This window comes from Acidithiobacillus ferriphilus (assembly GCF_018854775.1).
In the GTDB taxonomy this organism is placed as follows: domain Bacteria; phylum Pseudomonadota; class Gammaproteobacteria; order Acidithiobacillales; family Acidithiobacillaceae; genus Acidithiobacillus; species Acidithiobacillus ferriphilus.
Window position 1 is genome coordinate 1 of the sequence record NZ_JAAZTY010000096.1, and the last position, 12,286, is coordinate 12,286.

A 12,286-nucleotide genomic window follows, 5' to 3' on the forward strand; every position below is an offset into this window, starting at 1 on the left:
CGCGGCGGGTCTGGAAGGTGCGCTACGTGCGGACTTGCTGCAGCATGTCGAACGCAAGGCTTGGCCGGATGTGCGGGCATGGCTGCGGGAGCACCATTGCGGTACGGAGCTCAGCGCAGATTTTGATGTTCTGTCGCGCTTACACGGTGAATTCGACGTATTGGAGCAGGCCCGCCAGCGTCTCGGGCATCACCCGGCTGTTTGCGCGGCCTTGGATGCTCTGCATTTTGTCTGGGGAGCCTTGCGTGTGCGTTATCCTGACCTTGCGATTCAATGTGATCTCTCGGAGATCCATGGGCATCGGTATCATACCGGCTTGCTGTTTTCGCTGTTTGGTCCGCAGCGTGGTGAGGCGCTGGCCAGTGGTGGTCGCTATGATGACATTGGTGCCGCTTTTGGCCGACGACGGGCGGCGACGGGCTTCAGTTTAGACCTCAAACCGCTGCTGCGTGACTTCCCGGCAACGGAGAGAGCGCGGCAGATTTGGGCTCCGGCTGGTACCGATGAGCTTTTGTGGCAGTCGATACAGGAACATCGTCGGGCTGGTTATGCTGTTTTACAGGACTTGGTAAGTCAGGAAATACCTGACCAGCAGACATTGCGGGCACGGGGTTTTGATGCTGTTCTGATCAGAGAGCAGGCGGGCTGGAAGATACGGCAGCTTGATTTGTGAATTTTAATTTTCCAATGACCCATTTGCGGAGTCGTTCGTGGCTATGAATCAAAATGTGGTGATCATCGGTACCCAGTGGGGCGATGAGGGTAAGGGTAAAATTGTCGACTGGCTGACGGAACGCTGCCAGGCGGTGGTACGCTTTCAGGGCGGACATAATGCTGGTCATACCTTGGTGATCGGCGCGCGAAAAACGATCCTGCATCTGATTCCCTCGGGTATTCTTCGTGCTGACGTGTCCTGCTTTATTGGTAACGGTGTGGTGCTGGATCCGCTGGCTCTGTTTTCCGAGCTGGATGAGTTGCGGCCAGTGGTACCTGATGCCCAGGAGCGCTTGTTCATTTCCGACGCCTGCCCACTGATTCTGCCCTACCACAAGAGTCTCGACCGGGCGCGAGAACAGGCGATGGGTGCGGCAAAAATCGGCACCACCGGTCGGGGCATCGGGCCTGCTTATGAGGATAAGGTAGCGCGGCGCGCTTTGCGTGTTGCCGACTTGTTTCATCGTGAGCGTTTTGCCGCCAAGCTTGGCGAGGCGCTGGATTACCATAACTTTGTGCTCCAACATTATTTCAAGCGGGAACCGGAAAACTTCCATGCCATTCTGGAGCAGTATCTGGAGCTTGCGGAGCGCCTGGCACCCATGGTGGTAGATGTTTCTGTGCGGTTGGCGCGTTTGCAGGCGGAAGGGGCGAGGATTCTTTTCGAGGGCGCCCAAGGTACCCTGTTGGATGTGGATCATGGCACGTACCCCTTTGTGACGTCCTCCAATACGGTGGCGGGTGGCGCTTCCGCCGGGAGCGGGGTAGGACCAGCGGATCTGGGCTATGTATTGGGTATTACCAAGGCTTACACCACGCGTGTCGGGGCTGGACCATTCCCTACGGAGCTCTTTGATGAGACGGGGGTTTTCCTCGCTGAGCGTGGTGCGGAGGTGGGTGCGACCACCGGACGGGCGCGGCGTTGCGGTTGGTTCGATGCGGTGGCTTTGCGGGCCGCCTGCCGGGTGAATGGGGTGACGGGCCTGTGCATCACTAAGCTGGATGTACTGGATGGCCTCGCGGAGATTCGCGTTGCTGTCGGTTACCGGGTAAACGGGGTGGTTCAGGAGGAACTGCCCGGTGGGGCGGAGGCATTGGCGGCCTGTGAACCAATCTACGAAAGCTTCCCGGGCTGGTCAGAGTCTACGGCAGGCGTACGCCACTGGGCCGATCTTCCCCAGGCGGCTCGTTCCTATCTGGAGGCCATCGCCGAGCGCGCCGAGCGGCCCTTGGCGATTATCTCCACGGGACCGGATCGGGATGACACTATTTTACGTACCGAGATCCTCTGACCGGCGAATCGGGCCGACCAAGTCTCTGCGGATTTCATCGCTGGCTATAGCGATGAGAAGCGGTACAATGCCAAGCTTGGTTGACATCCTAAGGAGAAGGCTATGAGTGAAAAGGACAAGATGATTACCCGTCGCGATGCGCTGAGAAATATTGCGGTTGTCGTCGGATCGGTGGCTACCACGACGATGATGGGCGTCGGTGTGGCAGATGCCGGAAGCATGCCTAAGGCAGCGGTGCAATATCAGGATACACCTAAAGGCAAGGACCACTGTTCAGTCTGTGCGCAGTTTATTGCTCCACATAGTTGTAAGGTGGTGGCGGGTAACATCAGCCCCAATGGCTGGTGTGTAGCCTTTGTTCCTAAGTCAGCATGAGATAGCGCCCCATCTTCTTCACTAGAAAAGGGTTTTTGTGCGCCGAATATGGCAGTGGGCGTTGATATCTCGCCAAGCCGGCACAAAGGTTCATCCCGCAAGATATGCGGGATGCGGTTGGTTTCCGACCGCCGCGCTGCGTCTGGAAGGAACATCGGATTGAAGGTAGTAACGTTTGAGCAGATTGACAAAGGTTTTGCTGGGGAGGGCCTAGCCCACAGGCGGGGCAGTGCTGTGGTGAAACCTGGATTGCAAAGAAATAAACCGAGGTTTCATGATCGTCATGAAACCTCGAATAAGGCTTTGTTTTGGTATGATTCAGTAGCCTTTTTGGGCTACTGGGATACTCTAGAAGATGTGGTACCGGGGACTGGATTCGAACCAGCACAAGCTTTCGCTCACTAGGACCTGAACCTAGCGCGTCTACCAATTCCGCCACCTCGGCGTGAGCGGAATAATCATTTATTGAGGAGCATTTGTCAATGCCGGAAACACAAGAACCTGCATCGCTTACTGAGCGTGATCCTATGTTCGAGCGGGAAAAAGAAAAATATGAACGACCGATCGTCAGTCGGGAGTACATTCTCAGCTATCTGGAGGGTACCGGTCGGCCACTCACCTTGGAAGACATTATCGCTGAACTGGAAGTCGCCGAAGATGATCAGGAAGCCTTAAGACGTCGTCTGCGGGCTATGGAACGAGATGGCCAGCTGGTGCGCAACCGGCGTGGTGCCTACGGCATCGTAGCGGCCATGGAACTGGTGCGCGGCACAGTGAGCGCACACCCCGATGGTTTTGGCTTCCTGATTCCCGAGGCGGGCGGCAAGGATCTTTTCCTCTCCCCGCGGGAAATGCGCAAGGTGTTCCACGGTGATACCATCCTGGGAAGGGCGGTAGGAGAGGACCGGCGCGGACGTATCGAAGGTGCGGTCGTGCGCATTTTGGAGCGGGCGCTCAAACACATCGTAGGCCGTTACTACGCCGATAACGGCGTGCATTACGTGGTGCCGGAGGACCGTCGTATTCCCCAGGAGTTCGCAGTGGTGGAAGGGGAAGGGGAGGGACTGACACCAGTCCATGGCCAGATTGTGATTCTGGAGATTACCCAATATCCCGATGGCCGTAATATGCCCCAAGGGCGCGTCGTGGAAATTCTCGGTGAGCACATGGCTCCGGGCATGGAAGTCGAGATCGCCGTCCGTAACTATGGCTTGCCCCATCAATGGCCAGATGAAGTGCTTGCTGAAATCAAGCAGTTCTCGGAGACGGTACCGGAGACGATGAAGGCGGGTCGCCGCGATCTGCGTGATCTGCCGCTGGTCACCATTGATGGCGCTGACGCCAAGGATTTTGACGACGCGGTCTACGCCGAGGTAATCGAGAATGGTTTTCGCCTGACTGTCGCCATCGCTGACGTTGCCACTTATGTGTGCCCGGACTCCGCACTGGATAGAGAGGCGGTGACCCGTGGTAATTCTGTCTATTTCCCGCGGCGGGTGATTCCAATGCTGCCCGAGATATTGTCCAACGGACTATGCTCCCTCAATCCTCATGTGGACCGCCTCTGCATGTTCTGCGAGATGGAGATGGACGCGGCTGGCGAAGTACAGCGTTTCCGCTTCGACCGGGGCATCATGCGCTCACAGCGCCGTTTTACCTATGATGAAGTGGCTGCCATATTGGCGGGGGACGCGGAATTAAGGGCGCAGGACGCGGCCATGGTCCCGCACCTGGAGGCCCTGCACAGCCTCTATGAAAGCTTTGCCAAGGCCCGTGAGCGGCGGGGCACTATTGAATTCGACTCGCAGGAAAGCCGCATTATCTACAATGATCAGTTGCGCATTGAAAAAATCGTGGCGGTTACCCGCAATGTCGCGCATCGGATCATCGAAGAATGCATGCTCGCGGCCAATGTGTGTGCAGCGCAATTCTTCAGAATTCACGAACTGCCCATGCTTTATCGGGTCCATCCAGAGCCTGCGAGTGATAAGCTTGAAGATTTGCGCCGTTTTCTGGGTGAGCTTGGTGTGCCGGTGCATTTGCCTGCCCATCCGCGCAGTGCCGATCTGGCGAAAATCATCGAAGATACGCGTGAGCGCAGTGATTCCAGTCTGATTCAGACCGTTATTCTGCGCAGTCTTTCACAGGCGTACTATACCGTGGATACCGGCATGCATTTCGGTCTGGCCTTCCCGGCCTATACCCACTTTACCTCGCCCATCCGCCGTTATCCGGATCTCGTGGTGCATCGCGGTATTCAGGCCTTGCTGGATGCGGCTGGTGCGGAGCCCAAGTGGTTCCCTAAAAAGGCACTGCAGGAACTGGGCCAGCACTGTTCCATGACCGAGCGTCGCGCCGATGAAGCCAGTCGTGAAGCGGTAAATTGGCTCAAGTGTGAATTTATGATGGATAAGGTAGGGGAGACCTATACGGGCATCATTACCGGTGTTACTGGCTTTGGCCTTTTTGTGGCACTGCGGGAAATTTATGTGGAGGGCCTGATCCATATCAGCACCCTCGGTGAAGACTATTTTCACTTTGATGCACAGCATTATCGGATTATTGGCGATCACAGCAAGGAAACATTCCAGCTCGGCGATGAAATCGAAATTAAGGTGGTGAGCGTCAATTTGGACGAACGGAAGATGGATTTCGAGCGGGTGATGCCAGAGGGGCAGGGCGGTGGCGCGGCAAAAAACCGACGAAGCCGACGCGGCAAGAAAGACTGATAAGCAGCCATTGGTGGCGTCGTCGCGTAGTCGGGCGGCGCCAGGGCCTCGTGATTATGCCTTGATCATATTGTTTTCCAGGTACAGCGGATCATAGTCGAAGATAATGGTCTGGTCGGGTAAGATCAAATTGGTATCTTTATTGGCGTAATCCAGGCGACTTAACAGCCCTTTGATCAATTGAAGGCGGGCCACTTTTTTATCATTTGCATCGACAATGGTCCAAGGCGTAAAACTGGTGTGGGTGCGTGCAAACATGACATTTCGTGCAATACTGTAATCCTTCCAATGGGTTATGGCCTGTTCATCAATAGGGCTGGTTTTCCATTGTTTAAGGGGATCATCTTTGCGCGCCGCCAGGCGATTTTTTTGCTCGCTCTTGGAAATGTCGAGATACACCTTAATGAAATGGATACCCGAGCGCACCAGCATGCTCTCAAAATCTGTTACCTCGGTAAAGAATTCTTCATATTGCGCATCGGTGCAAAACCCCATCACTTTTTCCACGCCGGCACGGTTGTACCAGCTCCGGTTAAAGAAAACGATTTCTGCGGCGGCGGGCAGGTAATGGACATAGCGCTGGAAGTACCACTGGCTTTCTTCGCGGTCCGAGGGCTTGCCTAAAGCCACGACTCGTGTTTCGCGGGGACTGAGGTGCTGGATGATACGTTTGATGCTGCCGTCCTTACCTGCGGCATCACGTCCTTCCAGAAGGACCAGGATTTTATCGTTCTTGCGGATAATGTGGCGTTGTAACTTGACCAGTTCAATCTGGAGCTGGCGTAACTCGGCTTTGTAATGCTGTTTTTCTAACCCCTTCTGTTCTTTATGTTTGGTCATGATGTATCCCTTATGATGGCTGATACGGCGCTTAAAACAGACTGCGTGCCGCCTTGCCGATGCCTTCGGCGCTCATGGGGTGCTGATCCGCAAAACGGGCCAGATCGTAGGCGGTAAGGCCATGGGCAGCGGCGGTGCCGATCTGGCCGATAAGCTGGCCAGCGTCGATGCCGACCACCCAACCACCCAATAAACGCAGACTATCTGCGGCGAAGAATAGTTGAATTCCACCTTCCATGCGTTCCAGGATCTGCGCCCGGGAGTCTTCGGCGAAGTCGTAACGACCGGTCCGGAGCTTTATGCCTTGCGCTTCTGCCAGGGCCGGGGTAAGGCCTACGTAGGCGGCGGCAGGCAGGGTAAAGACGGTGGTGGGGACGTGATTGAAATCAGCATAATCCAGGGGAATATTGCCGCCGAGAATATTGTGCGCCGCCACCATCGACTGACGCACGGCGGCGTGGAATAACGGCACGCGGCCATTCACATCACCACAGGCATAAATATGCGGATGCACCGTTTGTAAACTCGGCCCCACATCTATACCTTTTTCCGTCACTGCAATGCCAATCTCTGTGGTACCTACGGGAATAACGGGGCGTCTGCCCACGGCCATCAGAACAACGTCGCCATCCAGCGTGTCGGTCTCTTCCGCGCGGGTGTAATGTACGCGCCGTCCTCCCTCAGGGGTTAGGGTCACTGCCGTCACGTCTACACCGGTGCGGATGCGAATGGCCGGATCCAGCAACGGCGTTAGCAGTGTCACCATGCCCGGATCCATGCCGCTGAGGAGTTGCTCACCTTTCTGGAGTAGGGTGACCCTGGTACCCAAGGCAGCGAAGAAGGTGGCGGTTTCCAGGCCGATGTAACCGCCACCGATGACAATCAGCCGCTCCGGGAGGGTTTTGAGGACGGAGTCGGGTTTATACAGATCATGGCTGGTAAGGCAGAGTTCAGCCCCGGGAATCGGGGGGATGAATACGTCAGAGCCGCTGGCGATGATAATCTGCGCACAATGGAACCGTTGCTCGCCGTCTGTCGTATTGACAGCCACTTCGTGGAGACCGAGAAGTCGCGCCGTTCCCTGAATGAGCTTAATATTTCGTGCGGCGGCCAGTTCGGCGGCGTGTTGTTCATAGCGGCGTGCCTGGACGGCATCTTTGTGCATCGTGATTTTCGTGAAATCGATACTAATGGCGCCTGCAAGACCATGCCCGGCAAGGCGCTGCTGGGACTGGTAGATTTCGGCGGTTTCTCGAATGGCTTTAGAGGGTACACAGCCCTCATAAAGGCAGTTTCCGCTCATCGCTCCTTTAGGGTCCACCATGATTACCGAACGTCCCGCTTGAGCCAGTCGAAACGCGGCGGGATAAGCGCCCCCTCCAGCGCCGATGGTCAACAAGTCAACATGTTGGATGGCCATTGCATACCTCCGTATGGGCAAGTCTAGCTTATTATGACAGCAGAGATTCCCGGCTTGCGGTGACTTGCCGGGTAAACTTGCCTGATTAAGATTCGGGAATGATCACAGATCCTGAACTTCGAGCCCCATCAGGTTCAGGCGAGCCTTCAGGTCGCGGATGGCGACCTGAACGTGCGCCTCTTGCCCCGCCACACCCAATTCGATTTGTGGACCAGTCGCCGTGAAGCTGGGCAGACTGGAGAAGCGTATGTCCGGATGGGCGGCACAAAAGCTTTCCATGAGCGGAACCAGGTTGCCTTCCCGCGCGCTGGGTAAAAGAACCCGTGCCTCTATGTCAGCCACCAAGGGAGGAAAATACTGCGTCAGCACCCAGTCACTCATGGGCTCCGCCATTTGCGGGAATCCCGGGAAGAAGTATCCGCTACCTATGGAAAATCCCGGCACATTGTTGACCGGGTTAGGGATCAGTCTTGCCCCGGCGGGCAGGTCGGCCATCCGTACCCGCACCGGTTCCGCCTCGCCGCCGAATTGTTGGCGAATCAACGCCTCCGCCTCGGCATGCCGGGACAGGGTAACGCCAGCCGCCGCTGCGGCGCAAGCGCGGGTCAGGTCGTCGGGCGTTGCGCCTAAACCGCCAAAGGCGAAGAATGGCACAGATTGCGCCATGGTCCAGCGCAACTGGGTCAGCAGAATATCCCGGATGTCGGGCACGATCAGGCACCAGGCGACGCCATAACCGCGTCGCGCCAGTTGCTGGCGGCTGCGGAGAAAATGGCGGTCTTCCCGTTTACCGGAGAGTATCTCGGTGCCGATGATCACCAGGCCAACATCTTTGCTCATGGAGAACTCTCCAGAGAAGGGGCAATGGCCTCGCGCGTGGCCGTCTGTGGCGGCTCTCGCCACTGGGTGCGCCCTGCGGCGTAAGTCACCCGGCCACTCACCAGCCACGCCAGCGCCTGCGGATAAATACGGTGTTCTGCGTCGAGCACGCGCGTGGCGAGAGACTGTTCATCATCTGCGGGCAGGACCGCCACGGCTGCCTGGATGATAACAGGGCCGGCATCCAACTCCGCCGTTACAAAATGGACACTGGCACCATGCCAACACACACCCTGCCGCAGCGCCTGGGCATGGGTATGCAGGCCGGGAAAGGCGGGAAGTAGAGAGGGGTGGACATTCAGCAGCTTACCCTCATAGTGCTGAACAAAAGCGGGGGTGAGTTGACGCATGAACCCCGCCAGCGCCACGATATCCGGGGCATATTCGTCAATCTGCTTTTGCAGGGCGACATCGAATTCTGTTCTGGTCCCATAATCCCGATGATCGACAGTAAGGGCAGGAATGCCTGCCGCCATCGCCAGTGCCAATGCCCTGGCGCTTGGGCGGTTACTGATGACCGCAACGACTTGCGTGTCCGGTATCTGCCCGCTACGGCAAGCCGCAAGGATGCTTTGCAGATTGCTTCCCCGGCCGGAAACCAGAATCACCAGCCTTTTAGTCAAGAAAGCGTACTCCCTCACCGTCCTGACGTGGCACCAACTGCCCGATAATGAAGGCCTGCTCTCCGTGCTCCGTGATAGACCGCACGGCGGCCTGCCGGGACTCCCAGGGAACGATGGCGACCATGCCGATACCCATGTTGAAAACCCGCCGCATTTCCTCCATGGAGACCTGTCCCTGTTCCTGTAACCATTGAAAAATAGACGGTATTTTCCAGGCGCTGGGATCAATGCGAGCGGCAAGTGTCGCGGGTAGTGAGCGGGGCAGATTTTCCACCAGCCCGCCACCGGTAATGTGGGAGAGGGCGTGTACCGTAACCGCCTTGCGCAGACCCTGAATAGCGTTCACATAAATCCGGGTCGGTTGCAGCAGCAGATCCACCAGCGGCTCGCCGTTGATCTGGACATGGGCGTGGGCACCGCCGCGTACGAGAATTTCCCGAATCAGAGAGTAACCGTTACTGTGCGGCCCGGACGAGGCAATGCCAATCACCGCATCGCCCTCCCGGCAGGCCGCACCCGTCAGGATGGCGGATTTCTCGACAACGCCCACCGCGAAGCCCGCAAGATCATAATGCCCAGCCGGGTACATACCGGGCATTTCTGCGGTTTCTCCGCCCAGCAAAGCGCAGCCAGCCTGCCGACAGCCCTCGGCCACCCCGGCAATAACCGTCTCAGCCACGCCGTTATCCAACTGCCCGCAGGCATAGTAGTCGAGGAACCAGAGAGGCTCTGCGCCGGAGACGAGAATGTCGTTGACACACATGGCGACCAGATCAATGCCGATGCGGTCATGTTGATTGGCTTCCTGGGCTAGTAACAGCTTGGTGCCCACCCCATCGGTGCCTGATACCAGCACCGGTTCGCGATAACCGCCGGGTAGGGCGAACAGTCCACCGAAACCGCCAATGCCGCCGAGCACGCCGGGGCGGTGAGTACTTTGGGCAAGAGGTTTGATACGGTCCACCAGCGTATTGCCAGCGTCGATGTTCACCCCGGCGCTGCGATAGGTCAAAGGTTTTGGGGTGTCCACGGCGATTTCCTCAAAGGGGTTTTGGTCATGGTATGGGGGCGTATAGCGCCTGTCAAAGGGGCAATCGCGGAGTCGTGCAGCGAAGCGCGTCCAATAAAAAAGAGCGGCGAACCGCTCTTTTAATGAATTAAATTCCTATGATGATCAGAACCGCTTGAAAATCTGGCCACTTTTGGCCGCCTGGAAGCGCGCTTCCACCACGCCCCAGTTCATATTTTTGTAAATGGCGGCCAGGTAATCCGCGCGACCGAGGGCTTTCCAATCCACCATGTAGGCATGCTCGAAGACATCAACGATGACCAGCGGCACAAAACCGCCCACATTCCCGTCTTCATGAAGCTGGACAAAGTGGTTGTTGATCTGACCGGTGGTACCATCGTAGTAGGCAATAGCCCAGCCCACGCTCCGGCTCTTGGCGGCGGACATCAGATCTTCATGCCATGTTTCAGCACTGCCAAATTGCGCAGTGACCGCGGCTTTGAAGCCGGGTGCCTGATCGATGCTGCTACCGGGCTTCAACTGGGCAAAATAGTACTCATGTAACACCATGCCGTTATATTCGAAGCCAAAGCGTCGCCGCCGATCTGCATATGTAAGTGACCCGGTTTTGCCGGCTGCACGCATTTCCGCAAGCTCCTTTCGCAAGGCATTGCTTTGATTTACATAACCAGCATAAAGTCCCCAGTGATCATTGATTTGGGCATCCGAGATGCCATCCAATCCGCTGGGCTTTAATTCTTCGCGCACGCTATATTCGGACATTCAATATTCTCCTGATTTCAAGTTTAGAACTGAACCAATGCCCTTTGGATTGTAATCAGTGGCAGAGCCCTCTGCAAACGACCTCCCGGTCGTCTGAGCCTTTGCCGCCCGTAATTCTTCTTGACAGTCACCGTACCCTTGCCTAGCTTCACTGCCATGAACCTGCCGAATCTGTTGACTCTGTTGCGACTCTTTCTGGTGCCCGTGATTTTCTACGCGCTGGCGAAGGAGCTTTTCGTCGTGGCTCTGCTCATTTTTTTTGTGGCGGCGATCACCGACGCACTGGATGGTTGGATAGCCCGTCGTTATCGTCTTCAGACCCGTTTGGGGGCTGTCCTCGACCCGTTGGCGGATAAATTGCTGGTGGTGACGACGGTCATCACGCTGACCTGGTTGCAGCGTATTCCTTTGTGGGTGACGGTTGCCATTATCTCCCGGGACCTGCTGATCGTCGGTGGCAGCCTGCTCTACTTGCTGTTGATCGGAAAATTTAGTATCCGTCCGACGCCGCTATCGAAATGGAACACCGCGCTCCAATTTGTCGTTATTGTATTGGTGCTGTTATCGGCGGCATGCCATTGGCGTGTGCCGCTACTGCCTGTTTTCGCGCTGGTGTTCCTGATGGCCATTGTGTCCGGGGGGCAATATGTCTGGGTCTGGAGTCGCAAGGCGATTGCCCAGGAGGGGGGCTCCAGCGAATCATGAGCGAGACACGACAACGGATTCTTCCCTTGGGAGTGAAGTCACAAGCAAGCCTGGAAGACTTTTATCCCCATCCGAATGCCGAAGCGCTGCGCGCGGTGTTTAACTTGGTAACTGAACGTGAACGGCAGAGCTTTTGTCTTTACCTTTATGGACCGGCCGGAGTGGGTAAAAGTCATTTATTGCTGGGAGCCGCATCCGCCGTTGCTGGATGGGCACCCTATATAGATTGCGGCGATATCACAAATCCGTTCAATACGATCATGGATCCAGCGATGTTCTCCAGTCTGGCAGGAGCGCCTCTGTTGTGTCTGGATAACGTCGAAAGCTGGGCAGGTCAGCGTGATAAGGAAACCTTTTTCTTTGATCTCTATAATGAGCGCATGGGTTGCGGGCGGCCGCTGCTCCTTGCCGGTCGCCAAGCAGCTCAGCTCACGGACTGGGTGCTCCCGGATTGGGCAAGCCGGGTGAGCGCGGGTTTGCAATACGCTCTGCGTTTCCCCGGAGATGCGGAGAAGCGTATTATTTTGCAGGAAATGGCGCAGCGCCGAGGTCTGCAGATTGGTGTCGACGCAGCGCTTTATCTGTTGCGACATTATCCGCGCGACCTCGGGGCACTGGATCACATGCTGAGCGTTCTGGACACCCGGAGTTGGGAGCAGCAACGGGAAGTGACCATCCCTTTCATACGCCTTTGTCTGGCCGCGGAGAACTTGCGATGACGGAAAAAGCACCGCCGCACCAATGCTTTCGCCAAAAGGACAGGGCACTGGCACCCGTTCCCAGGGAAAACGCCAATCATTGGCAGTGCTTGACCCACCGAATGTACCGTGCGTGGCATGGCTTTTGGCTTGACGAATGTATCGACCGTGCAGGATTGCTCGCTTATACCACCCTCTTTGGTTTGATACCGGCGGTGG

12 protein-coding genes, 1 tRNA gene and 1 pseudogene are annotated in these 12,286 nt (G+C 56.6%); 7 read left to right on the forward strand and 7 right to left on the reverse strand.

Annotated elements, in window-relative coordinates:
* The 3 genes from HF921_RS07300 to iro all read left to right on the forward strand — a co-directional run.
* On the forward strand, positions 1-673 hold a 673-nt coding region (locus HF921_RS07300; RefSeq protein ID WP_215893593.1), incomplete at its 5' end, for an ATP phosphoribosyltransferase regulatory subunit.
* 43 nt (positions 674-716) lie between these two features.
* The gene (locus HF921_RS07305) at positions 717-2,006 is read left to right on the forward strand and encodes an adenylosuccinate synthase (protein ID WP_064219819.1); all 1,290 of its coding nucleotides are present in this window, start codon (positions 717-719) and stop codon (positions 2,004-2,006) included.
* A 102-nt stretch (positions 2,007-2,108) separates the two neighbouring features.
* Positions 2,109-2,381: an iron oxidase gene (gene iro / locus HF921_RS07310; protein WP_064219818.1), complete on the forward strand. Its 273-nt coding sequence runs from the start codon at positions 2,109-2,111 to the stop codon at positions 2,379-2,381.
* Between the two features lie 358 nt (positions 2,382-2,739).
* Here the strand turns inward: iro and HF921_RS07315 are convergent.
* Positions 2,740-2,826, reverse strand: a tRNA-Leu gene (locus tag HF921_RS07315).
* A 37-nt stretch (positions 2,827-2,863) separates the two neighbouring features.
* Between HF921_RS07315 and rnr the strand changes: the two genes are divergently transcribed.
* Positions 2,864-5,110, forward strand: coding sequence for a ribonuclease R (gene rnr, locus HF921_RS07320; protein ID WP_215893594.1), 2,247 nt, complete (start codon positions 2,864-2,866; stop codon positions 5,108-5,110).
* 54 nt (positions 5,111-5,164) lie between these two features.
* On the opposite strand, the gene ppk2 is transcribed toward rnr, so the two are convergent.
* The 6 genes from ppk2 to HF921_RS07350 all read right to left on the reverse strand — a co-directional run bounded on the left by ppk2 (position 5,165) and on the right by HF921_RS07350 (position 10,664).
* Positions 5,165-5,950 carry a polyphosphate kinase 2 gene (ppk2, locus tag HF921_RS07325; RefSeq protein ID WP_064219816.1) on the reverse strand — a complete coding sequence of 262 codons (786 nt, stop codon included), beginning with the start codon at positions 5,948-5,950 and terminating at the stop codon, positions 5,165-5,167.
* 31 nt (positions 5,951-5,981) lie between these two features.
* Positions 5,982-7,370, reverse strand: coding sequence for a dihydrolipoyl dehydrogenase (locus HF921_RS07330; RefSeq protein WP_215861448.1), 1,389 nt, complete (start codon positions 7,368-7,370; stop codon positions 5,982-5,984).
* A gap of 102 nt (positions 7,371-7,472) precedes the next feature.
* Positions 7,473-8,210 (reverse strand): competence/damage-inducible protein A, encoded by a 738-nt coding sequence (locus tag HF921_RS07335; protein WP_215893595.1) that lies wholly within the window; start codon positions 8,208-8,210, stop codon positions 7,473-7,475.
* Positions 8,207-8,872, reverse strand: coding sequence for a phosphoribosylglycinamide formyltransferase (gene purN / locus HF921_RS07340; RefSeq protein WP_215893596.1), 666 nt, complete (start codon positions 8,870-8,872; stop codon positions 8,207-8,209). Before purN ends, HF921_RS07335 begins: the two co-directional genes overlap by 4 nt.
* Positions 8,865-9,902 carry a phosphoribosylformylglycinamidine cyclo-ligase gene (gene purM, locus HF921_RS07345; protein ID WP_064219812.1) on the reverse strand — a complete coding sequence of 346 codons (1,038 nt, stop codon included), beginning with the start codon at positions 9,900-9,902 and terminating at the stop codon, positions 8,865-8,867. The genes purN and purM overlap by 8 nt, the downstream gene beginning before the upstream one ends.
* A gap of 144 nt (positions 9,903-10,046) precedes the next feature.
* Positions 10,047-10,664 (reverse strand): superoxide dismutase, encoded by a 618-nt coding sequence (locus HF921_RS07350; RefSeq protein WP_064219811.1) that lies wholly within the window; start codon positions 10,662-10,664, stop codon positions 10,047-10,049.
* Between the two features lie 156 nt (positions 10,665-10,820).
* On the opposite strand from HF921_RS07350, the gene HF921_RS07355 reads away from it, so the two are divergent.
* The 3 genes and pseudogenes from HF921_RS07355 to HF921_RS07365 all read left to right on the forward strand — a co-directional run.
* Positions 10,821-11,369 (forward strand): CDP-alcohol phosphatidyltransferase family protein, encoded by a 549-nt coding sequence (locus HF921_RS07355; RefSeq protein ID WP_064219810.1) that lies wholly within the window; start codon positions 10,821-10,823, stop codon positions 11,367-11,369.
* The gene (gene hda / locus HF921_RS07360) at positions 11,366-12,088 is read left to right on the forward strand and encodes a DnaA regulatory inactivator Hda (RefSeq protein WP_215893597.1); all 723 of its coding nucleotides are present in this window, start codon (positions 11,366-11,368) and stop codon (positions 12,086-12,088) included. The genes HF921_RS07355 and hda overlap by 4 nt, the downstream gene beginning before the upstream one ends.
* Positions 12,085-12,286: pseudogene (locus HF921_RS07365) on the forward strand (YihY/virulence factor BrkB family protein); the annotation flags it as partial. The gene hda and the pseudogene HF921_RS07365, both read left to right, overlap by 4 nt.